The organism is Flavobacterium sp. H4147 (assembly GCF_029360735.1).
In the GTDB taxonomy this organism is placed as follows: domain Bacteria; phylum Bacteroidota; class Bacteroidia; order Flavobacteriales; family Flavobacteriaceae; genus Flavobacterium; species Flavobacterium endoglycinae.
This window is the reverse complement of record NZ_JARKNB010000002.1, coordinates 424631-448550: the sequence shown is the minus strand read 5'-3', so window position 1 is coordinate 448550 and position 23920 is coordinate 424631. Positions and strand designations below refer to the sequence as shown.

Below are 23920 nucleotides of genomic sequence, written 5' to 3'. Positions count from 1 at the left end.
ATCTTTTGGAAGTTAAACCACTACTTTTAATGAATGAGGAAGTATAGAAACATCTATTTTATTTGATTTAAGTTTATAATGTTCACCATCTATCTGGGCATCTGTAAATATTTTTGAAGGTATTTCAATATGAATATCAGTAACTAGAAAATGCTTTGCTTTTTTGAATTTTTGAACTGAATTTCGAAGCACATAATATCCTAAAATTAACTTTTCTACAAATGATAATTCTGGTATAATAACGAGATCAAGTAATCCGTCATGTAAAGAAGCTTTTGGAGTCAGACTCATATTATATCCCATTTCATTTGAATTGGATATAAAAACCATGAAAGGATTAGTAGGTATCGTTTGTTCTTCAAAAGAAATAATGGAAGACTCAGACTTAAATTCAAAACTAGAAATCAAGGCTGATTTTATGTATGAAACTAATGTCCTGCGTCCTGAATTTTCATATTTTTTTATAATCATGGCATCAATACCAATTCCGGTGTTGCTAAAAAAATAACTTCCATTTATTTTTCCAGCATCAATTAATTTCGTTTGTCCCTTTTTGATAATGTCAATCGCTTTTTTAAAATCACGAGGAATATTTAGATTTGAGGCCAGTCCATTTCCTGAACCCACCGGAAGTATACCCAGTATAATGGATGTCCCAATTAAACATGAAGCCACTTCATTAATAGTACCATCGCCGCCGCACGCCACTATATAATCTGGATTATTTTGTACTGCTGCCGCAGTAAGTTCTACAGCATGTTTTTTACGTGTGGTATAATCGGTTTTTACGGTATAGAGATCAGCAGGAAAATGTTCTTGAATGAGTTCTGGAGTTAAATTGTGTTTTCCGCTTCCTGAAATAGGATTAATTATAAAATGAATGTAAGTCATTATCAATTCAAAGGTTATTACAAACCGCAAATTTTACCATTCAATTCTGAATTAATTTTGAATTTCTATTTCCTTAGTACAATAAATTCATAAGATTTATTCTCGTAAATTAGGAACAATAGGGTTTTATTTATTAATTTAGATTAGGAGATACGGCTCAAAGCTTGATTTCTAAAAGCAAATTTTTTAATCTACGAAGCTGTTGCGATGGAGTTAGTAAATAATCCTGATCTTTTTAAAGCCATATTTAATGCTGCGCCAAATGGTATTGCAGTTCTTAAGTCATTGTATAATGACAAAGGGCAGATAGAAGATTTTTCAATATTAAAGTTCAATTCGCGATTGCTTGAATGGATTAATGTTTCAGACTACAGAGAGAAACGTTTAAGCGAAGTGTTTTCTAAAGCTGTTGATAACGGAATTCTTAAAAATAGTATTGATACAGCCGTAACTGGAATTACTGCTGATTTCGAGCAATGTTATGAAGAAAATAATCAGATAAAGTGGTTTCGAATTACAATTGTAAAAGAAGACGAACTGCTGATTTTAAATGTAGAAGATATAACCGAAAAAAAGCAGGCAGATTCAGCCTTAAATGAGGCACTTATTGCAGCCGAAAAACAAAAACGATTTTACGAGTCTATCATAAATACTACACCAGATTTGGTGTATGTTTTTGATCTTGATTATACTTTTTCGTATGCCAATAAGGCTTTGTTGACAATGTGGGGAAAATCTGCTGAAGATTCTATCGGACGCGGCTTACGTGAAAATGGTTATGAAGAATGGCATGCTCTTATGCACGAAAGAGAAATTGATACCGTTGTAGCTGAAAAAAGATCGATTAGAGGTACAGTTTCTTTTCCGCATGCCGAATTAGGAAGCCGAATCTACGATTATATTTTCGTTCCCGTTTTAAACGAAAAAGGAGAAGTAGAAGCCGTTGCAGGAACTACCAGAGATATTACCGAAATCAAACAAGCCGAAGAAAAATTGCAGCAGAGCGAAACTCGTTTTCGAAATATGATTGAACAATCCCCAATAGCAATGCTTCTTTCCAGAGGAGAAGATGTTGTAGTGGAGATTATCAATAAGCCAATGCTGGAATTCATGAACAAAAAAGGGTTAGAAGATGCCGTTGGAAAAAAAATGCTCGAAGCACTTCCAGAATTGCAGGATCAGCCGGCATTGGAAACCGTTATAAATGTTCAAAAAACAGGTATTCCTTTTAGAGGCGATGAACAGCCCGTTGATTTAATTATAAATGGTAATCTCGAACGTCGTTATTTTAATTTTTCATACGATTACATTCAAGATGATGGCGATACAGGCGCCGTTCTTCATATGGCAATTGATGCAACTGAACAAGTTTTAGCCAGAAGAAAACTCGAAGATAGTGAAAGCCGATTAAAATCGATGATTGAACAGACTCCAGCGCCAACATTAGTTCTTAAAGGTGACGATTTGGTTATTGAGCAGGTTAATAAACACATGCTTGAAATGATTGGCAGAGGACCTGAAATTATTGGTAGGCCGCTAATCGAGGTGCTGCCGGAACTCGAAGGACAATATGTTTGGGAACAGGTTCAGAATGTCTACAACCAAGGAATTCCTTTTGACCAAAGCGAAGTTTTGGTACCTCATAACCGTACAGGAGAAATAAAAGACTATTATTACAATCTTGCCTATCGTCCGTTGATTGAAGACGGACAAATTACAGGAATGATTCAAGTAGCGGTTGATGTGACACAGCAGGTCTTGGCTAGAGAAAAAATGCAAGAAAGTGAAAGCCGTTTTCGAGCTTTAGTAAACGCTTCATCTGATGAAGTATACCGTATGGATGCAGATTGGAGAATTATGTACAGTCTCGAAGGAGATGATTTTTCTTTAGATTCGCAAAAACCTATACTCAATTGGCTTGACAAATATGCTCATCCTAATGATCGTGAAAAAGCCATACACCTTATTGCCAAATCCATAAAAGAGAAAAGTATATTTGAACTAGAACATCGTATAATAAACGAGAATGGTTCAACAGGATGGATTTTTTCGAGAGTTGTTCCTATACTCGACGATCAAGGTACTATTATTGAATGGTTTGGTGCGGCAAGTGATATCACCTCAGAAAAAGAACTTCATGAAGTTATCAGAGAAAGTGAAGAAAAGTTCCGACAGCTTGCAGATCTTGTACCTCAGATTATCTGGACCGGAAATCCAGATGGTTTTATAGATTATTATAACAGACGCTGGTATGAATACACCGGTTTTGACGAAAGTGAATATGGCGATTCAAGCTGGGTTCCAAGACTACACCCAGATGATGTCCCATTTGTCACTCAAACTTGGTATAAAAGCGTCGAAAACGGAACTCCGTATCAGCTTGAATTTCGCTTAAAAAACGCTTATACAGGAGAATATCGTTGGTTTTTAAGTAAAGCAGTTCCTATTAGAGATAAAGAAGGTACTATAACCAAATGGTTTGGAACCTGCACGGATATACACGAACAGAAATCTATTACCGAAAAACTGGAAATCTTGGTAACAGATCGTACTAAAGAATTACAGCGTTCTAATGAAGATTTACAGCAATTTGCGCATGTTGCTTCTCACGATTTAAAAGAACCAGTTCGTAAAATAAAGACATTTGTTGGCCGTCTCGAAGATCATCTTCAGGGGCAGTTAGACGAATCTTCAGCAAAATATATTGACAGAATTCATGTAGCTGCAGATCGTATGTTTAATATGATCGACGGAGTATTGGCGTATTCTAAAATAAATGCCGATTCTCAGAAAACGACTTTAGTAGATTTAAATGAAACCATTAAAAATATCGAAACTGATTTAGAGATTTCCCTGCAGAAAACTAACGGAAAAATCTATTATCATGATCTTCCAGTGCTGGAAGGTGCTTCAGTTTTACTGTATCAGCTTTTTTATAATCTGATAAACAATTCCATCAAATTTGCCAAAGAAGGAATTCCGCCAGAAATAACCATATCCTCAACAACAGTTAACCAGCACGACAGAAAAACAGCTGTGATCACTTTAGAAGATAATGGAATTGGCTTTGAACACGATCAAACCCGACGTATTTTCGAAACTTTTACACGCCTTAATTCAAAAGACCGTTATGAAGGAACAGGATTAGGATTGTCGCTTTGTAAAAAAATAACAGAACGCCATGGCGGAAACATTATGGCATCGGGAATTCCTAATGAAGGAGCTAAATTTATTATAACACTCCCTTTTGAGCAAAAGGAAAATGACATTTAAAACAATGAAAAAGATAATTTTACTTGCTGATGATGATAGAGATGACACAGAGATGTTTTGTGAAGCATTGGGTGAAATAGATGAAAACATTAAATGTCATTGTGCCGAAAATGGCAGTGAAGCACTGCAAATATTAAACACTCTTGATGAAGCTCCAAGTGTTATCTTTCTGGATTTAAACATGCCCATTATGAATGGCTGGGATTGTTTGAAAGAATTAAAATCGGATAAACGATATAAAGATGTGCCTGTTATAATGATTTCGACTTCTTCCCATAAAAACGATATGGACACAGCATCAAAACTCGGTGCAATCTGCTATTTCGTAAAACCCAATAACTTTAAAGATTTAAAACAAGTACTGCATTCTATAACCTCAAATCTTGAAAGCAGTTTAAAAGACACGATTCTCAGCCTTCATTCAGGTGGTTCACGCCACGTATTTTATTTAGGATAAAATCGTAATGTATTGATTTTTAATTCGCTAGTTTCTAATCGTTAATGGTATCAGCCAGTTTCCATTTTATTCGTTTTTATTTCTTAATCTAGATTAATCGATCAAGAAGTATAACGGTGGTAAATTTGTAAAAGAAAATCAAGAACAACTTTAATACATAAAATACCATGGAAAATAAAATCTTAGGCTTACACCATATTACTGCCATTGCAGGCGATGCCAAACGTAATTTTGACTTTTATTCAAAAATATTAGGATTGCGATTCATTAAAAAAACAGTGAATTTTGATGATCCTGGAACATATCATTTTTATTTTGGCGATGAAGTGGGAAGTGCCGGTACAATTTTAACTTTTTTCCCTTGGGGAGAAGGAATACAACAAGGCAGGAAAGGATCAGGAATGGCGACAGAAATAGGCTATTCTGTTCCAAAAGGTAGTTTGGATTTCTGGCAGCAGCGTTTTGAAAAATACAATGTTATCTATAACAAACCAGCCGAAAAGTTTGGAGAAAAATACCTTACTTTCTTAGATCCTGACGGATTAAAATTAGAATTAATTGAATCTAAAACCGAAGACAGCAGAAAAGGCTGGGAAACCGATGAAGTAAAAGCAGACGCCGCTACAAAAGGATTTCACAACATCACACTGACTTTAAACGATATAAAACCAACAGCAGCAGTTTTAACGGAAATATTTGGTTACAAATTAATCGCTCAAGAAGTAAACCGTTACCGCTATGCTACTGATGCCATAGAAAATGCGGCAATTGTAGATTTAGTAGAATTGGCTGATGAAAGAAAAGGTTTAGTAGCCAATGGTTCTGTTCATCACGTAGCTTTCCGTGTACAAAACGATGAAATATTAATGCAATTTCGTGAAAAAGTTGAAGAATACGGATTATCAATTACACCACAAATTGACAGACAGTATTTCCATTCTTTATATTTTAGAGAACCAGGTGGAGTTTTATTCGAAATAGCTACCGATAATCCTGGATTTACTGTAGATGAAAGCTTGGAAGAATTAGGACAAAATTTGAAACTGCCAGCTCAATATGAGCCACACAGAGCAGAAATTGAAGCCCATTTGGTAAAAATTAATTAATTAGAAAAGATCATGGAAGAAATAAAATTAGAATTAGACGAAAAAAAACACGGAGCTTTCAATTTGTATGTTGAGGGTAAAAAACTAGGCGAAATGACCATAAGTCTTAAACCTGATTTACTTACAGTTTACCACACAGGAGTAGAACCAGAAGGCGAGGGGAAAGGCTATGCTAAAAAGCTTCTGGAAGAAATGACATCGTATGCTCGTGCCAATAAATTGATGGTTTTGCCGCTGTGTCCCTATGTTCATGCGCAATTCAAAAGACATCCCGATGAATATCAGGATATCTGGAAAAAATAATTTTAAATCGTACTTATGAATCCATCATATATAACAGCTGGAGTTCCTTTGCAAGAAGCCCAAAAAGCCTTAATCATGCTTCACGGAAGAGGTGCTGGAGCAAACGACATTCTTTCAATTGCCCGATATTTAAATGTTTCAGATTTTGCTTTTATTGCGCCACAGGCAGAAAGCGGAACTTGGTATCCGTATTCTTTCTTGGCACCAATTAATGAGAATGAACCTTTTTTATCGAATTCCCTTAAAACGGTTTCACAGGTTGTAGCTTCGGTTGAAGAAAACGGCATCAAAAGAGAAAATATTTATTTCTTAGGATTTTCGCAGGGAGCTTGCCTTACTTTAGAATATACCAGCAGAAATGCCGATAAATACGGAGGAATTATTGCTTTTACAGGTGGTTTAATTGGCGATCAAGTTTACGAAAACCATTACACAGGCGATTTCAAAAACACACCCATTTTTGTAGGCACTAGCGATCCCGATTTTCATGTTCCCGTTGAAAGAGTTAATGATTCTGAAGAACTTTTAAAAAGAATGGGTGCTGCGGTTACTAAAAAAATATATCCAGATATGGGACATACGATAAGCCAGGATGAAATAGATATTGTGAATGCTCTAATTTTCGGGAAAGAGTAAGATTTCCTATCTTTAAGGTAATAACTTTAAAAATATAGAATATGAAGTCTGCTATGAAGATAGTAATGTTGTTGTTTTTCTTTACAACACATTTTATGCACGCACAAAATGATACTCAAAAATGCCGCTATACCAAGACATCGCAAGGATATTTAATGGTTTTACGGGAAGGCGATAATGTTTTGGCTTCGATAGAAAACTTAGTAAAAGAACAGCAGATTCTTTCAGCAAACTTTACCGGAATTGGTTTTGCACAAGAAGTTACTTTCGGGTTTTATGATTTCAGTCAAAAGAAATTCCATCCCAAAACCTTCAATAAAGTTGAAATGGGAAGTCTTACTGGATCAATTGCATGGAGTGATGGAAAACCTTCTCTGCACATTCACGGAGTAGCCACAGATGATAAATTTGATGCTTATGGCGGACATATTCTGGCAATGAAAGTAGGAACAGGTTCTATGGAAATTTACATTACACTTAATAATGAAAAACTAGAAAGAAAAATAGAACAACCGCTAAACGCCAATGTGTTACAGCTTCCATGCTTAAATAAATAAAAAAAGTGCTGATTTTAATCAGCACTTTTTTTATGAATAAATTGAATTAATCAATTTTATAACCATCGTCTGAGAAAGTTTCAGGCTCACGGTCGTTTTCATCATAATCTTCAACTAAATCATCATCAAGATCATCTTCGTCAAGATCTTCATCTTCATCTTCATAAAGATCATCATCTTCTGATTCATCTGGCTGATAATCAAGTTCTGGATCGCTGTCATCTCGGTCTAATGCATTCGAAAATTCATTATCCAAATAATTGTTCTCACTCAATTGAATCTCTTCAAACGTATTATCATCTGAAGGTTCTTGATATTGATTTGAATAATTTTGCTGATCTGCTGTGTCGTTACGATCATCATAATCGTAATGCGGTATATGTGTATCTGTAATCATAATAGTTGATTTTAATTAGTAGATATATCTTTTAATGTTTATTAAAATTAAAGTTTTTAAAGCCCTTTATTTTATACCATTTTTGAAGATAGCTGCTAAATTTTCATGCTGTTTTTATAAAATTATATTTTTGGTAAGTATCACATTTTTAGATATTTATGAAAAGTTTAACACAGCCTACATGGGAATTGTATAAAATTTCTACATAATTTTGCAACATCAAAAATCAAGTGATGGAAACTTGAAACTGATAATCCCCCCAATCTACTACTAACTTTTATATTGATTTGCGAATGAGAATGAAAATGTTTTTTTTGGTATTGTTTGTTTCTTTAACCTCTTTTACCACCTACAATGTAATGGAAAATGAAGAAATATTATCTGAACTTGAACTGGTAAGGCTTACTGACCACGTAAATGAAATTAAAGCACTTACTGCTTCAGACCACAAATACAACAGCAAGATTGCGTTTCTTGTAGATATGAAAATCAAATCAGGAAAGAATCGTTTTTTTGTATACGACCTTCAGAATAATAAAATCCTTGATCAAGGATTGGTAGCGCACGGAAGCGGTTCCGAAACAGGAATAAGAGGTGATGAATTAAAATTCAGCAATATGCCTAATTCAAACTGTACTTCATTAGGAAGATATTCTGTTGAGAAATCCTATAAAGGCATTTTCGGAAAAGCTTTCAGACTTAACGGTCTTGATGAATCAAACAATAATGCTTTAAAAAGAGCTATCGTATTACACCAATATTCGGCAGTTCCTTATGGCGAGCAGGATTATTACATTACAAACAGCCATGGCTGTCCAATGCTGAACGAGATATTTTTCAAAAGACTTGAGAAAATTATCGACAGTTCAAATTCAAAAATTATGCTTTATGTATATTATTAAATAAGGTTAATTGAGTTATAACAACAAGAAAAGAGCTGAAAAGCTCTTTTTTTGTTTTATATAAGTTATAGCTGCTAAAAGTTAGTTATTTCTTTTAAGACATCTTCCTCTTGGTTCGTCACTTTCGAGAAGTACAATTTCAGAATGAAGAAACTTTGCTGCTTCTGCTGAATCTTTCACTTTTACGGCGCTTCGTTCCAGCATCTCAGCTTCAAATTCATTTAAAACCCTTTCTCGTATGCCATGTTTTCTCCATTCTGATGAAGGTTTGCATCCTTTAGTGATAGAACGGGCAAGAGAAAGTGCATCTAATAAAGCCTGATTGGCTCCTTGTCCTTTAAACGGACTCATTGGGTGAGCTGCATCGCCTATTAAAGTTGCTTTTTCTCCCTTTTTTAGAATTGCTGGCGTAAGCAGTTCGCGATCGTAAACTGGATAACCTGAAATCTGTGCTTCCTGTGTGGCTTCTAAAAGCTGCGGAATTGGCGCATGCCATTTTGTTCTGCGAATAGCTTCTTCTTTTAATGCCTGAGTTCCTTTTGCGCTTAATGCTTTGGCTTCATCTTCGTCCATTGGAAAACTGAGCTGCCACATTACAGAGTCAGCTTTATAAGGCATTACGTAGATTCTTTCATTTCCATTGGCGGTTTGAAATACCGTTGCTTTATCTAACAAAGGATTATCATTGCCTTCAATCGTACTTAAAGGACAAATACCTAAGATAACAATACAGCCCAGATAGCGAAGAGGCGCAACATCATCTCCAATTAACAATTTTCTGACTGAACTTCGAATACCATCTGCTCCCACAACAAGATCCGCTTTGGCCGTTTTTAGAACTCCATTTACATCGAAAGTTAAAAAGACTCCTTGTTCTTCATCTTCTTTAAAATCCAAAAGCTGATGTCCCCATTGTACGGCATTATGGCCGCCAAGTTCTTCTAAAAGTGCTAAACGAAGTGATTGACGGGCAATATGCATATTGGTGCGCTTAGGAGAATTTTCTCCATCTGATTGAAGCCATTTCCTGATTCCCCATTCGCCAATTACTTTTCCTTCAACCGTATGTACTACATGTCGTGTTGAAATAACTTTGTCTTTCAGCGAAAAAATACCTAAACCTTCAATTGCTTTACTGGCTTGCTGTAGAGTAAGTCCATACCCTTGAGAACGGGCATCAAAACTAGCATCGCGTTCGTAAATCGTAAAAGGAATACCACGATGCAGGCAAGCGACAGCCAAAGCAGTTCCGCCAATACCGCCTCCAATAATAGCAACATTCGGAAGATTTTTATAATCGGCAGGAAGATAATAGTCAGAAGGTAATAATCCGGTTCCAGAGCATGTTGTGCAAGTATGCAGATGTGCTTTGGGACGTACAGGAGCAATTCCCGTATGTCCTGATTTTTCAAATTCGGCAACGGCTGATTGATAACTCTCTTTTGCTTTTTTAGTTAGTCCCCGGTTTTTCTTTCCGCGTCCCTGACATTCATGGCATATAATCCACATAAATAGATGCTAAATACAGCGCAAAATTAGGCAATATATTTTATTTCCTAGGTTTACATCTATAATTAGTATGTCTCCATGAGAATTTGGAGACGTTATTTCGGCTTACTTTTTCACCTTTTTGGCTACCTCTAAAAGTTGTATTTAAAACAATTTTGCAGTGTACAATTAAACACAATGCATATGAAAAAAACAATTTTTATTACAGGAGCATCATCAGGATTGGGAAAAGCAGCAGCAAAAGTATTTCAACAAAATGACTGGCATGTTATTGCAACCATGCGTAAACCTGAAAATGAAGCGGAATTAACACAACTAGAAAATGTTACCGTATTAAAATTAGATGTTACTAATTCTGCTGACATTATACAGACAATACATAATGTTTTATCCAAACAACCTGTAGATGTGGTTCTTAATAATGCGGGCTATGGACTTATTGGACCTTTGGAATCGTTTAATGAAGAACAAATTCTGAATCAATTTCAAACTAATCTTTTTGGAGTTATCAATGTAACTAGAGCTTTTTTGCCGAATTTTAGAGAAAGAAAACAAGGCACTTTTATTAATATCACTTCGACTTTTGGGTTATTAGGATATCCGACTTGTTCGATTTACAACGCTTCAAAGTTTGGTGTGGACGGTTTTTCGGAAGGACTTGCTTATGAACTGGCTCCGTTTGGAATTAAGGTAAAAATAGTTGCTCCAGGCGGAATGCAAACTGATTTTGCCGGAAGATCACTTCAAGGAGGTTTGCATGAAGCGTATCAGGATTTAACAGCTAAAGTGAGTGAAGGGTACAGCGAAGAACAAATTGCTAATTATACCAAAGCCGAAACCGTTGCAGAAATTATTTATAATGCCGCTTCAGACGAAAAAAGCCAGCTTCGTTATATTGCTGGAAATGACGCCAACGAATTGTATAATGAACGTTTATCGCTGACTCCAGAGCAGCAGTTTCAAAAAATCCGTTCTCAGTTTTTAATGCAACTTTAGGATGATTTTTATTATTTGAAATAATTAAATTGGCACCATGAAAAAAAAGCAGCCCGTTATATTCAATTCATTATCTCAATTGCATAAAGCAATGGGAATAGGAGCGCCTCTGCATCCGCTTATCAGCATTATAAATTATGGTGAAGCGAAGTTTGAACCTAAAGACTTTGAAAACGGAATTATTCTTAACTTTTATAAAATTTCCTTTAAAACAAAATTCTCAGGAAAATTAAAATACGGACAGGGATTTTATGATTTTGAGGAAGGAGGAATGTCTTTTGTGTCTCCCGGCCAGCTGCTGCGCATGCAGGATGAAGAAGCTGACTACAGCGGCATGTCATTGCATATTCATCCTGATTTATTGCGATCCTATCCGTTGAATTTCCAGATTAAACAATACGGTTTCTTTAACTATTCGGCTTCGGAAGGACTTTATCTTTCTGAAAAAGAAAAAACAACTATTTTGAGTATTTACCAATTTATTCAGGATGAGTTAAATGAGCGGATCGATAAATTTAGTCAGGATGTTATTATTTCTCAGATTGAAGTATTGCTTAATTATGCCAACCGCTTTTACGACCGACAGTTTATAACCAGAAAAGTGGTAAACCATGATATGCTGACCAAATTGGAAAAACAGCTTGAAGATTATTTTAAGGAAGAAAAAACAGTGCTGAAAGGATTACCAACCGTTAATTCGCTTGCCGAAACTTTGAATGTCACGCCACGTTATTTAAGCGATATGCTGCGAAACCTGATAGGGTTAAATACACAGCAGTTTATACATGAAAAAGTAATAGAAAAGGCGAGGGAATATCTAGCTAAAGACGAAATGACAATTGCAGAAATAGCCTATCAATTAGGTTTTGAACATCCGCAGTCGTTTACTAAACTTTTTAAAAGTAAAACCGCCTTATCGCCTTCAGATTATAAAAAAAGTCTTCTGAATTAGACTTTCAATTAAAACAAACAAAAATTACAATGAACATAGATATTTTTATTAAGGATTGGATTGAAGCAGGAAATGCATTTGAGACCGAAAAGTACCTCCAATTTTATCATGAAGATGCTGTTTTGGATGATCCTTCAGTAGGCAGAAAATTTGCAGGACACAAAGAGATAAAAGATTATTTCGAGAGTTACTTTATAGGTTATAACACGCATACCAAATTAGTTCATTTCCACAAGACAGATCAAGAAAACCTTCATATAGAAGTCGAATTTACAGGAGATTTCTCTGAAGGAAAACTGGGAGGAACTTTCGATTTAAGATTTAAAGATGAGAAAATCAGTTTCGCCAAAGCTGATTTAATTCATTAATCAATCATTATTTTATAATTTTTATAAAGGATTATGTAAGTAAAAAAAATTGGGTTTCAGCTAATTTTACTAAACATTTAAAAAATAGAAATTATGGAATCAAATAATCAAATCCCGAAAAACACCAATAAGAATGGTGCAGATCATCGAAGTGATACCAGAAAACACCAATATAGAGATCATGATGAAGTCTTAACAAATGATGAAAATTATGATGCCGATACGAAGAAGTTTAAAGGTGAAGACCCAGATTTCGATGATAAAATGAATAACGAAGAAAAAAAGTAAATAAAAAACGTCTTAGATTTCTATTTAAGACGTTTTTTAGTAAACCGTTTTTCGATGGTATTTGCGTATTTTTGCATAACAAAAAAAATCTAATACATGAAACGTTCAGGTACAGCAGATCTTCCTCTTCATTACGGACAAGTTCCGTTGTGGCTTTCTGAACGAATGTCAAAATTGGGTTTGGCCATAGTAGAAACGATTGCTATGGAATTCTCCACGTCTGAAGTAATCAGTAAATTAAGCAATCCGTTTTGGTTTCAAAGTTTTGGTGCAGTAATGGGAATGGATTGGCATTCTTCAGGAATTACAACTTCGGTACTTGGAGCTTTAAAAAAATCAGTAAATCCGCATTCTAAAGAACTGGGTATTTACATCTGCGGAGGCAAAGGAAAACATTCAACTGCAACGCCTCAAGAGCTTTTATTTGTAGGTGAAAAAACAGGACTTGACGGAATTAATCTGGCAAACTGCAGCAGGTTAACGGCTAAAGTAGACAACACGGCCATTCAAGATGGATTTCAACTGTATCAGCATAATTTTATTGTCGATAATAAAGGACAATGGGCTGTTATTCAGCAGGGAATGAATCCTAATTCTAAAACAGCGAGAAGATATCACTGGCATTCTCCAGATTTACAATCATTTATAAACGAGCCACATACTTTTATTTATGGTGAAAATCAAGGTTCTATTTTGAATCTTACCGCTCAGGCTGCTTCCAAATCGAGAGAAGGTATTTTGGAATTGGTAAAAGAATCTCCAGTAAAAATCATAAAAGAAATGCAGTATCTGTCTATGCCTGCGCATCATGATGTAAGGATGGAAGATGTGAATATGAAAAGGCTGGGAGCGATGCTTTGGACAACTCATGAAAATAAACCAGAAGATTTTGAAGAGCTTCTGCTTTTAAAAGGTATGGGACCAAGAGCTTTACAATCGCTGGCCTTGGTAAGTGAAATAATTTACGGAACTCCAACCCGATTTGAAGATCCTGCCCGTTTTTCATTTGCCCACGGAGGAAAAGATGGTCACCCGTTTCCCGTTCCCTTAAAGATTTATGACGAAACGATTTCTACTTTGCAAAAAGCCATTAACCGTGCTAAAATTGGAAATAGTGATAAAATAAGCGCTATTCAAAAATTATCTGAAATCTCAAGAAGGGCAGAAGAAAGCTTTACACCCAATTCCAATTTTGACGCTTTAATTGAGAAAGAACGCAGAGAATCTCACTTATACGGCGGTCGAACGATATTTGGAGATGCAAAACCTCCTAAGGATAGGCCTAAACCACCCAATAACCAGCTTGAGTTATTTTAAAGCATAAATGTATTTTCAAATGCAAAAAGATCGAAATCACCTTTTGTATCGATTATAAAATTTTTAGAAAAGTTAAAAAGCAGAAAAAAAATATGATTTGATTTTTATAGATTTGTATAATCTATTACATTCTCAAAATTTCCGAGAACAAATATAAAATGCAATTACAATGAAATCTGTTACTTCGTTTTTTTTATTCTTACTCTTTACCTGTACCAATTCTTATTCACAACTAAGCGCAGATAAAATATTCGAAAGCTTTAAACAAGGAGAACGCACCAATTGTTCGTCAATTGCTTTTATCAAAGCCGCTTTAAATGTTTACGGATTGGATAATCTTTTCGTAAACGAGAAGGTAAATGATAGTCTCTATAAAATCACCCTTAAAAATAATGCTTCCTTTAATCTAAAAGAAGAGGAATTAGAAAAAGCCAGAGTATCTGCAGGTTTTGTATTTATAAAAGACAATTGCGAAAGCGAAAAAATATTAGAATATGCCGTTTTAACGTATGCTGTAATGGCTAAATACAAACAAATTATTGATAAGGAATCTACTTTTGATAAAGCTTTAGAAGATTTAGAAGATGGCACAGTTTATACACCTACAATATATAAATATCTAGGATTTAGAATAGGAAAGCAGATTCAGAAATTAAAAAGAGAAACTGGAAGCGAATTCTGCGGTGTCGTGGCGTGGTCAACAGCACATGCAGTATTTATCTGTGAAGAATTTATGGACTATTACGGAAATAAAAAGAGTATTTGGATTAAATATCCAGGACGTTTTAGAATTATTAAATCCTAAAAAGCAGTAATTATTTAATAAATCTTTTAAAAATACCTCTTATTACATCGATTTTAGCAGATTAGACCCGTTAAATTATATTTTTGAAAAAAAGAAAATAATAAAGTTGGTATTTAACATAAATTATATATTTTTGTTTTCATTAACAACCAATTACAAATAGAAAAAATGAAGAGTAAAATTACTTTACTAAGTGTCCTTTTCTTCTTGATCATATCTGCAGCTGCATCAGCTCAGGCAAAAAATGCCCCAAGAAGTATAATCAGTACAACAGCTCTAATCCGTAAATACCACGATCAAAAAGAATTAAGCGGTATGCAAAAAGGAGAACTTCTGGAATTATACATTGAACGTATTAAAGTTTTAGTGAAGACTCTTCCTTATATTGCTTTGGTTACAAAACCGGGTGTTACGATGGCAGACTTAGGTATTCCAGACGATAACGAACACAAAAAAGTGTTAGATGCTCAGGCAGTAGGTACATCAACTTTCTTAGATACTACAGTAGAATTCCAAAGAAAAATGATGCCATATTCAGATAAAGGTAACCTTATCGCTGCTATCTTATTCTACGAAAATACATTGAAATCGTTACACGAGTTCAACGAATTGAACGAAATGTAATAGCATTTTGAAATATAAATTTAAATCTCCAAAGTCATTGATTTTGGAGATTTTTTATTTTAATACAAGTCAAGGAAATATAATCTATGGAAAAGAGCATAAAGATTTTAGACAATGGACCGTTTTATCATGGCACTAAGGCTGATTTAAAAATTGGTGATTTTCTAACAGCAGGCTTTAGATCGAATTATCATAGTGATGTTATTATGAATCATGTCTATTTTACTTCACTGGTGAATGGAGCAGGTTTAGCGGCAGAAATTATATCAGGAAAAGGTTCGCCGCGTGTTTATATTGTAGAACCCACAGGAAGTTTTGAAGATGATCCGAATGTGACTGATAAAAAATTTTCAGGTAATCCCACAAAATCGTATCGAAGTAAAGAGCCTTTAAAAATAATTGGTGAAATAACAGACTGGAAACGATTAACTCCTGAAGAATATAAAATGTGGCAGGAAAGACTGGCAAATCTCAAAGCAAATCCTGATGCAGAAATTATAAATTAAATAATTATAGTTTTTTCCATTCTTTCTGCAGCATAGCATATTGAAATTCACTTCCCCATTTTCCTTTAAAGAAGATATTCTCAATAAAATGACCTTCGCGTCTAAATCCGGTACTTTCGAGTAATTTTATAGAAGCTTCGTTTTCTGCATCAACGATTTCAACGATTCTATGAATATCTTTTTCTTCAAATAAGAACTTCATAATTCCCAGTAAAGTTTCTTTTGCATATCCTTTCTGTTGTTCAAGATGCGAAATGGTTATGCCAATTTCTGCAATTCGAGGATCGTAAGAATCTAGTTTTATAGCACAATCGCCAATAATTTTTTTGGTTTCATTGTTTTCAATAGCGTATTGAACCCATTGTCCCGGTTCTCCAAAATAGTGTACGGCATTTTCTTGTATAAAAGCTTCAGCCTCTTTTAAAGTCATAACATCAAAACCTTGATATTTAGTGACTTCAGGATTAGAACGATAAATATGAAAATCTTCTAAATCAGAAATACGGAGATGTCTTATTTGTAATCTTAAGGTTTTTATTTTGAGTTCTTTCATTTTAATTATTTGAATGAGTTAAATTATGAAAATAAAAAAAGTTTATACTTTGAGCATAAACTTTTTTTATTTGATTAACTGAAAAAATTCTTAGTTATTTCCAGCAGCAGCTTTGTCTACTAAAAACAATAACTCACCAGAAACTGGTTTGATGAGTTGCATCGGATATGTAGTTGGATTGTATTCTCCTGTTGTTACTTCTTTCAAGGCAGGTGCTTTTTTCTCTCCAAAAGCCACGACAACAATTTTTTCTGCTTTATTAATTAAAGGAGCCGTAAGTGTAATACGGTGCATGTTTTGCGGTGCAAGGAAATAAGCGTCTACCCATTTGGTTTCTTCTTTTAAAACTTCTTCACCTGGAAAAAGAGAAGCTGTATGTCCGTCATCTCCCATTCCTAATAAAATCAGGTCGAATTTTCCTTCTTCACCTAAAACTTTTCTAATTGACTGTTCGTACGTTACGGCATACTCTTCTGGTGTAACGCCATCTTTGTACATCTCGAAGATATTTTCTTTCGGAATAGAAACATGATTTAGCAAAGTGCTGTAAGACATTTTAGCATTGCTCAAATCGTCGTTAAGCGGAACCCAGCGTTCATCTCCCCAGAAAATAAATACCTTATTCCAGTCAATTTTGTTTTTATAGTCGTCAGACGCCAATAATTTGTAAATACCGGCAGGAGATGAACCACCTGTTAGTACAGCGGTAAATTTGCCTTTTTCGGCAATTGCCTTTTGAGCAGATGACACAAAAAGGTCTGCTGCCGTTGTATTGATTTCGTCTGTAGTATTATATATCTGTATCATCTATAAGTTCTTCTTTTGTTTGTGTGTTCGGAATCCATTTGTGCCCTTGACGCGCTAATAATTCATCTGCTTCTTCAGGTCCCCAGCTTCCTGCTTTGTAATTTGGAAAATTCTTTGGAGCAGTTGTTTTCCAAACTTGCTGAATGGTATCAATTGCGTCCCAAGCTTCTTCCACCTGATCCCAGCGCATAAATAGAGTAGGATCTCCTAATAATGCATCTGCGATTAAGGTTTCGTAGGCTTCCGGCGACATTGTAGAACATGCAAAATAATCAAAAACCATTTCGGCTGGTCTTAGAGACATTGATAAACCAGGTTTTTTGGTCATAAATTGCAGTTTAATATCCATCGAAGGTTGAATATTAATAATCAATCTGTTTGGTGTCATTCCTTCTTTTCCATATGAAAATGAAGAATGCGGAACAGGTTTAAACTGAATAATGATTGAAGATTGTTTTTCTTCCATTCTTTTTCCTGAACGCAAATAGAACGGAATTCCCTGCCATCTCCAGTTGTCCAAATAGATTTTCATTGCCACATAAGTTTCTGTATTAGAATCTGGTGCAATGCCCTTATCTTGGCGGTAACCGGGAACTGGAACGCCTTTGATTTCTCCAGCATCGTATTGGCCTCTTACAATATAATGGTCTACTTCTTCTGGTTTAATACGGCGAATCGATTTTAATACATCAGCTTTACGGTTACGAATATCATCTGCACTTAATGATGCTGGTGCTTCCATTGCTGTCATACATAAAATTTGAAGCAAATGGTTCTGAATCATATCTTTTAAGGCGCCAACACCTTCGTAGAATCCGCCGCGTTCCTCAACGCCAACTTCTTCTGCTACAGTAATCTGAACAAAATCGATAAAATTACGGCTCCATAAAGGTTCAAACATCGAATTTCCGAAACGGAAAGCTAAAATATTCTGAACCGTTTCTTTTCCTAAATAGTGATCGATTCTATAAATCTGCTCTTCTTTAAAAGTCTGCGAAAGCATTTCATTCAGCTCAATTGCAGAAGCTTTATCGTATCCAAAAGGTTTTTCAATAATAATACGATCCTGCTTTGGATTGGCAGCAAGACCAATTTTTTTGATATTGCTAGAAATAGTCGAAATGAAAGAAGGTGTAATCGAAAGATAGAAAAGGCGATTAGCGCGTTCGCCAAAAGCCAGATCAAAATTGTTGATTTTCTCATTTAATCCGATATACGATTCTTCTTTGTCAATATCGAGACTGTGGTAAGTAATGTGTGAAAGAAATTTTTCAGTTTCTGAATCAGAAAGTCCTTTTTTTCTTGAGAAAAGATTAAGGTTTTCTAAAACATATGCGCGAAAATCTTCATTGGTTTTTTCTGCTCTACCAAGAGCAATAATCTGGAACTTTTCAGACATACGTCCGTCAAGATACAGATTTTGAAAAGCGGGGAAGAGCTTTCTTTTTGCTAAATCCCCAGTTCCTCCAAAAATTACTATAATCGTTGGATTCTTTAGTTTATTTTTAGTCATTATGTGGTGTAGTTGTGTTGCTTTAATTGTTTATTCAGCCCATTGCGTGTGGAAAACACCTTCTTTGTCGATACGCTCGTAAGTATGTGCTCCAAAATAGTCACGCTGTGCTTGAATTAAATTGGTTGGAAGATTAGCAGAACGATACGCATCAAAATACGCTAACGAGTTCATTAATCCTGAAACCGGTAATCCTTTTTGAACTGCAAATTGAATAACAGCTCTCATTCCTGATTGGTTTTCTGTTAGTTTTGAAGCGATTACGGTATCTAAAAGCAAGTTTGGCAAATCTGTTTTTGCTACATACGCTTTTCTGAAATCTTCTAAAATGGTAGCACGAATGATACATCCTCCACGCCAGATTTTAGCAACCGTTTCTAGGTTTAATCCGTAGTTGTATTCTTTAGAAGCCGTGTGAAGCTGTGCTAAACCTTGAGCATAAGTCACCACAATCGAAAAGAATAATGCCGATTTTAAAGAAGCAATAGCTTCGCTTTGAGAAACATTGGTTTCATCAGCATTCCAAACTAATTTTTTAGCCGCTTCAATTCGTTCTGGTTTTGTTTTAGACATGTCGCGCATGTTCACTGCCGCGTCGATTGTTGGAACTGGAACTTGTAAATCCATTGCGTTTTGCGAAGTCCATTTCCCTGTGCCTTTAGATCTTGCCCAATCTGAGATTTTGTTGATTAATTGTGTGCCGTCTTCATCTTTTTGTTTTAAGATTTTTCCAGTGATTTCAATTAAATACGATCTAAGATCATCAGTTTGGTTCCATTCTTCAAAAGTTTTTTGAATTGTTTCATCATCTAGATTATAACCTCTTTTCATAAGGTCATAAATCTCAGAGATTAACTGCATGATTCCGTATTCGATTCCGTTGTGAACCATTTTTACGTAGTTTCCAGCAGATCCATTTCCTAAATATTCCACACAAGGCTCACCGTCAACTTTTGCTGCAATCGCTTCAAAAATTGGGCGAAGTCTTTCATATGCTTTTTGATCGCCGCCTGGCATCATAGCAGGACCAAAACGAGCTCCTTTTTCGCCGCCAGAAATTCCCATTCCAAAGAAATGAATTCCTTTTTCAGATAATTCTAAAAATCTTCTGTCAGTATCAGTAAAATAAGTATTTCCACCGTCGATAATGATGTCTCCTTTATCCAAATGCGGTAATAAGCTAGCAATAGCGCTGTCAACTGGTTTTCCTGCTGGAACTAAAAGCATAATTGCTCTTGGCTGCTGGATAAGTTCGACGAAATGTTTAACATCTGTAGTAGCTTCGATAGTATCGCCGGGACCGGCTTCTTGTTGAAGAGAGTTGACTTTTTCTGTATCTAAGTCTAAACCTGCGGCCGCAAAGTTATGGCTCGCAATATTTAAAAGTAAGTTACGGCCCATTACACCGAGTCCTACAATTCCAAAATCAAATTTGTTCATAGTTTTTAATTAACTAAATTATTAGAAAAATGTTTTTTCTAAAAGATTGTAAGAAAAAATATAGTAATCTGTTTTCATTCAGTTCTTTGCGAAAAAACAAGGTTTGTTTTAATCTTACATGATAAGATTGCAGTGTGCTAAGTTAGAGAAAAATGATGAAAAACGATGCGATTTATAGTCGTCTTTAAGTGTTTATTGTGATACTTTTTTATGTGTTAAAAACACGTTTATTTTTGCTTTTGGATATTATGAAACACCAGTGAATTAGGGTTAATTTATAGTATTGCTAAATTCATAAAAATGAATTTTTTAATATTGATGTTTTAAAACGAGAATATTGTAAATTATAAAGTTATTTTTTTGGAAATTCTCATTGATTTTATCTTAAAACAGTAATTTATCATCTAAACATATTCTTGATTTTGTAATCCGGTAGTTTTGTTTAAGATATTGATTATTAATGATTTAAATTAGCGAAAACGTTGTGAGAATCTTGATTTTTAACACATCTTTTTTTATTTTTTTGTTTTAGGATTAGTTTCGTTACACCCTTATTTAGGATAGAACTAATTTAAAAACCGAAAAATTATGAAAAATCAATTACTCAATGTTTTTTTTAAACGAGACAGATATGGTCTCATAATCTGGATTTTTTTAATACTCTTCACTTCAAACTTACAAGCACAAAGAGGTTATTATGATGCTCCGTATAAAAGATATGAAGCAAATCTGGGCCAATTGTCAAATGGTGCTTCTACCACTTCAAAATCATATGTACAATCTGAATTACAATCAGAAGCTTCAGACCAGCAGTGTGTTAATATGTCTGCAACAAATGCTACTGTGCAATGGACACTCACTGAAGCAGCAGACGGACTTGTAATTCGCTACAGCGTTCCAGACGGACAAAGCGGAACTTTAGGTGTGTACAATGGAAACACTAAACTTACAACTCTTACTTTGACTTCAACTTGGTCTTGGGAGTATTTGTGGAGTAATGGAAATCCTAACAACAACGGAATTACCAATCAAAACCCAAGAATGCGATTTGACGAAGTGCGTTATAAGCTTCCATCAAAAATTGCAGTATCAGGAACTTTAAAATTAGTGAGAGAATCAGGAAATATTCATGTGGATTTTGCTGAAATGGAATCTGTTCCTGCTGCTATTACAGCTCCAGCAGGTTCTGTAACGTATACTGGAAACGGAAGTGACTTACAGACATTTATTGATGCCAACGGCGGGAAAAAGATTTTTATTCCAAGCGGTGTAATCAATGTTAACCGCGAATTGTATTTTGGTGCTGCTAATACGTCATTAATTGGAGCGGGAATGTGGTATACGCAAATTAATTTTACCAATACCAGCAGTTTAAATGGCGGATTACGTGCAAATGCGAGTAATATTTCATTCAGCGATTTGTATTTAACAACCAATTCGGCTTCAAGAAGTAATTCATATAAAGCCATAAATGGGGTTTTTACATCGGGATCTACTATCAAAAATATCTGGGCAGAGCATTTTGAATGCGGCGCCTGGATTGCACAATACAATGTGGGAGGACCCGCAATCGCTGATGGATTTACGATGTCGCACTGTCGTTTTAGAAATAATTATGCTGATGGAATTAACCTTTGTAAAGGAACTGCAAATGCTATTGTAGAACACTGTAACTTTAGAAATAATGGTGATGACGATCAAGCAATTTGGTCTGCAGATGGATTAGAATGTATTAATAATACGTTTAGATACAATACTTCTGAAAACTGCTGGCGTGCTTGTGGTCTTGCTATTTATGGAGGAAAAAATAACAAAGCCTACAATTTGATTATTAAAGATAATTTAGAAGCAGGAATTAGAGTTAGTAATAATTTTCCTGGTGCTCCATTTAATAATGATGGGATGCACGAAATTCACGATATCACGATCACCACATGCGGAACTTTTAATGATACATACAATAATCCTGTAGCAGCTGTAGATATTTTTAGTGCAACTAATGCCGGATCTCAGGTTAAAAATGTTCAGCTATACAATCTTGATATTTTAGATTCAAGAAATGATGCCATTTCAATCAGCAAAAGATCAGGAGACGGAATTTATAATCTTTCATTTAAAGACATAACGGTGAATGGAACGGGTAAAGAATATCCAAACAATAATGCCTTAAATAGAAACTGGGGAAGAGGATATTTTGTATTAATTGCGGGTTCTCCAAGCGGAAATGGAACGTATTGTAATATGAATTATTCCAACAGAGGTGGTAATGCAGCGGCAAATGAAGAAACTAGTGCTATTGGTACGTTTTCATGGACGCAAAGCAGTAACTGTTCAACATCAAATGTAGCTGTAACAGGTGTAACACTTGCGCCAAGTACGGTAACTTTAAGCGTTGGAAGCACTCAGCAGTTAACTCCTACAGTAACACCTGCCAATGCTACAAACAAGACAGTTTCGTACAGTTCAAACAACACGGGAGTAGCAACGGTAAATTCATCTGGCTTGGTTACGGCAGTAGCTTCAGGATCAGCAACTATTACAGTTACGACTCAGGATGGTGCAAAAACTGCTGTATCTGCAATAACCGTAAACAATTCAAATGTTGCGGTAACTAGCGTAAGTCTTAGTCCGTCGACTGCGTCGTTAACGGTAGGAGGAACACAGCAATTGACAGCTACTATACTTCCATCAAATGCAACAAATAAATCAGTTAGTTATTCTTCAAATAATACCGGAGTAGCAACTGTCAATTCTTCTGGTTTGGTAACTGCAGTTTCAAATGGTACAGCAACCATTACCGTTACTACTGCTGACGGAAATAAAACAAGTACATGTGCTGTTACAGTAAGTACAGCTTCTGGAAATTATTTTACGATTAAAAACAAATGGACGAATAATTATTTATACGACGCAGGAGCGAATGTTGGATACGGACCAACTGTGGCCAATAACAATTACAAATGGGAAAAAGTGGCTGTAGATGCTACTTACTTTATCATTAAAAATGTAGGTACTGGCGATATTATGCATATTGAAAACTTAAATGGAGCAGTGCAGTGTACAGCAGGTTCTACAGGTTGGTGGAGTGCACAATGGTCTACTGAAAATGTGGACGGAACTTGGGTAAGAATTAAAAACAGATGGCAGACAGGAAGTATGATTCATATTGAAAATCTAAATGGTTCTGCGCAATATATTGGAGCTCAAAATAATTGGGAAAGTGCACAATGGCAGTTTCAAAATACGACAGCGTCAAAAAGAGTAAGTACTGTTGAGACAGAAGTGGAAAATTTAGCAGTAAGTATTTACCCGAATCCAGCAGTAAATAATGAGTTTAATGTGGCGCTGCCAGAATTAAAGCAAGGCGATACAGCCGCAATTACGGTTACTGATATTAACGGAAGAAAGGTTTTAGTAAATCAGCTTCAAGAATCAGGAAAAATTAGTCACAATCTGGCGACAGGAATATATGTTGTAACGATCAAGTCTAATGATTTTTCTATTTCGAAAAAACTCATTGTGAAATAATCGGTCATAAATTAAAATAAATAGAAAATGCTAAACGTCATGTTTAGCATTTTTTTTGTTTAAAAAACGACGATTTGCGATCGTTTCGCATTCTTTTTAATGCTTCTTTTCTTGTTATTGGGATTAAAAAAGGCTTTCAAAATGATCCAATTTGCGTCGTTTTAAAAAAAATCTTACATAGATTTTAAAATT

General features: G+C 35.1%; 23 protein-coding genes. 16 read left to right on the top strand and 7 right to left on the bottom strand.

Going from position 1 to position 23920, the window contains the following annotated elements:
- Positions 1–12: 12 nt before the first annotated feature.
- Positions 13–891 carry a diacylglycerol kinase family protein gene (locus P2W75_RS09735; RefSeq protein WP_276380235.1) on the bottom strand — a complete coding sequence of 293 codons (879 nt, stop codon included), beginning with the start codon at positions 889–891 and terminating at the stop codon, positions 13–15.
- Between the two features lie 207 nt (positions 892–1098).
- Between P2W75_RS09735 and P2W75_RS09730 the strand changes: the two genes are divergently transcribed.
- From P2W75_RS09730 to P2W75_RS09705, 6 genes are all read left to right on the top strand, one after another.
- Complete coding sequence (locus P2W75_RS09730; RefSeq protein ID WP_207296488.1) at positions 1099–4164, top strand: PAS domain S-box protein; 3066 nt, start codon at positions 1099–1101, stop codon at positions 4162–4164.
- Positions 4165–4168: 4 nt separating this feature from the next.
- Positions 4169–4621 carry a response regulator gene (locus tag P2W75_RS09725; protein ID WP_207296487.1) on the top strand — a complete coding sequence of 151 codons (453 nt, stop codon included), beginning with the start codon at positions 4169–4171 and terminating at the stop codon, positions 4619–4621.
- Between the two features lie 167 nt (positions 4622–4788).
- Positions 4789–5727 carry a ring-cleaving dioxygenase gene (locus P2W75_RS09720; RefSeq protein WP_276380233.1) on the top strand — a complete coding sequence of 313 codons (939 nt, stop codon included), beginning with the start codon at positions 4789–4791 and terminating at the stop codon, positions 5725–5727.
- Between the two features lie 12 nt (positions 5728–5739).
- On the top strand, positions 5740–6030 hold the full coding sequence (locus tag P2W75_RS09715) for a GNAT family N-acetyltransferase (RefSeq protein WP_207296485.1): 291 nt from the start codon (positions 5740–5742) through the stop codon (positions 6028–6030).
- Positions 6031–6045: 15 nt separating this feature from the next.
- Positions 6046–6666, top strand: a complete 621-nt coding sequence (locus P2W75_RS09710; RefSeq protein WP_276380232.1) for an alpha/beta hydrolase — start codon at positions 6046–6048, stop codon at positions 6664–6666.
- 41 nt (positions 6667–6707) lie between these two features.
- The gene (locus tag P2W75_RS09705) at positions 6708–7223 is read left to right on the top strand and encodes a PPC domain-containing DNA-binding protein (protein WP_276380231.1); all 516 of its coding nucleotides are present in this window, start codon (positions 6708–6710) and stop codon (positions 7221–7223) included.
- A gap of 46 nt (positions 7224–7269) precedes the next feature.
- On the opposite strand, the gene P2W75_RS09700 is transcribed toward P2W75_RS09705, so the two are convergent.
- The gene (locus P2W75_RS09700; protein ID WP_276380230.1) at positions 7270–7620 is read right to left on the bottom strand and encodes a hypothetical protein; all 351 of its coding nucleotides are present in this window, start codon (positions 7618–7620) and stop codon (positions 7270–7272) included.
- A 299-nt stretch (positions 7621–7919) separates the two neighbouring features.
- Between P2W75_RS09700 and P2W75_RS09695 the strand changes: the two genes are divergently transcribed.
- Entirely contained in the window at positions 7920–8522 is a 603-nt protein-coding gene (locus tag P2W75_RS09695) for a murein L,D-transpeptidase catalytic domain-containing protein (RefSeq protein WP_276380228.1), read from the top strand.
- 81 nt (positions 8523–8603) lie between these two features.
- Here the strand turns inward: P2W75_RS09695 and P2W75_RS09690 are convergent, their stop codons facing one another.
- Complete coding sequence (locus tag P2W75_RS09690; protein ID WP_276380227.1) at positions 8604–10031, bottom strand: NAD(P)/FAD-dependent oxidoreductase; 1428 nt, start codon at positions 10029–10031, stop codon at positions 8604–8606.
- A 183-nt stretch (positions 10032–10214) separates the two neighbouring features.
- Here P2W75_RS09690 and P2W75_RS09685 point away from each other — a divergent pair, with 183 nt between their 5' ends.
- The 8 genes from P2W75_RS09685 to arr all read left to right on the top strand — a co-directional run bounded on the left by P2W75_RS09685 (position 10215) and on the right by arr (position 15887).
- Entirely contained in the window at positions 10215–11027 is an 813-nt protein-coding gene (locus P2W75_RS09685) for an SDR family oxidoreductase (RefSeq protein ID WP_276380226.1), read from the top strand.
- A 37-nt stretch (positions 11028–11064) separates the two neighbouring features.
- Positions 11065–11979 (top strand): AraC family transcriptional regulator, encoded by a 915-nt coding sequence (locus P2W75_RS09680; protein ID WP_276380225.1) that lies wholly within the window; start codon positions 11065–11067, stop codon positions 11977–11979.
- A gap of 29 nt (positions 11980–12008) precedes the next feature.
- The gene (locus P2W75_RS09675) at positions 12009–12347 is read left to right on the top strand and encodes a nuclear transport factor 2 family protein (protein ID WP_276380224.1); all 339 of its coding nucleotides are present in this window, start codon (positions 12009–12011) and stop codon (positions 12345–12347) included.
- A gap of 93 nt (positions 12348–12440) precedes the next feature.
- Positions 12441–12635: a hypothetical protein gene (locus P2W75_RS09670; RefSeq protein WP_207296476.1), complete on the top strand. Its 195-nt coding sequence runs from the start codon at positions 12441–12443 to the stop codon at positions 12633–12635.
- A gap of 96 nt (positions 12636–12731) precedes the next feature.
- On the top strand, positions 12732–13952 hold the full coding sequence (locus P2W75_RS09665) for a DUF763 domain-containing protein (protein ID WP_276380223.1): 1221 nt from the start codon (positions 12732–12734) through the stop codon (positions 13950–13952).
- Positions 13953–14121: 169 nt separating this feature from the next.
- Complete coding sequence (locus P2W75_RS09660) at positions 14122–14757, top strand: hypothetical protein (RefSeq protein WP_207296474.1); 636 nt, start codon at positions 14122–14124, stop codon at positions 14755–14757.
- Positions 14758–14925: 168 nt separating this feature from the next.
- On the top strand, positions 14926–15381 hold the full coding sequence (locus P2W75_RS09655) for a hypothetical protein (RefSeq protein WP_207296473.1): 456 nt from the start codon (positions 14926–14928) through the stop codon (positions 15379–15381).
- Positions 15382–15467: 86 nt separating this feature from the next.
- On the top strand, positions 15468–15887 hold the full coding sequence (arr, locus tag P2W75_RS09650; RefSeq protein ID WP_276380222.1) for an NAD(+)--rifampin ADP-ribosyltransferase: 420 nt from the start codon (positions 15468–15470) through the stop codon (positions 15885–15887).
- Between the two features lie 4 nt (positions 15888–15891).
- Here arr and P2W75_RS09645 read toward each other — a convergent pair whose 3' ends face one another.
- The 4 genes from P2W75_RS09645 to gndA all read right to left on the bottom strand — a co-directional run bounded on the left by P2W75_RS09645 (position 15892) and on the right by gndA (position 20200).
- The gene (locus P2W75_RS09645; protein WP_276380221.1) at positions 15892–16440 is read right to left on the bottom strand and encodes a GNAT family N-acetyltransferase; all 549 of its coding nucleotides are present in this window, start codon (positions 16438–16440) and stop codon (positions 15892–15894) included.
- A gap of 90 nt (positions 16441–16530) precedes the next feature.
- Positions 16531–17247 (bottom strand): 6-phosphogluconolactonase, encoded by a 717-nt coding sequence (gene pgl / locus P2W75_RS09640; protein ID WP_276380220.1) that lies wholly within the window; start codon positions 17245–17247, stop codon positions 16531–16533.
- A complete protein-coding gene (gene zwf, locus P2W75_RS09635; RefSeq protein ID WP_207296469.1) occupies positions 17231–18760 on the bottom strand; it encodes a glucose-6-phosphate dehydrogenase in 1530 nt (509 codons plus the stop codon). The genes pgl and zwf overlap by 17 nt, the downstream gene beginning before the upstream one ends.
- A gap of 30 nt (positions 18761–18790) precedes the next feature.
- Entirely contained in the window at positions 18791–20200 is a 1410-nt protein-coding gene (gndA, locus tag P2W75_RS09630; RefSeq protein WP_276380218.1) for an NADP-dependent phosphogluconate dehydrogenase, read from the bottom strand.
- Between the two features lie 588 nt (positions 20201–20788).
- Between gndA and P2W75_RS09625 the strand changes: the two genes are divergently transcribed.
- On the top strand, positions 20789–23728 hold the full coding sequence (locus P2W75_RS09625) for an Ig-like domain-containing protein (protein ID WP_276380217.1): 2940 nt from the start codon (positions 20789–20791) through the stop codon (positions 23726–23728).
- The last annotated feature ends 192 nt before the right edge of the window (positions 23729–23920 follow it).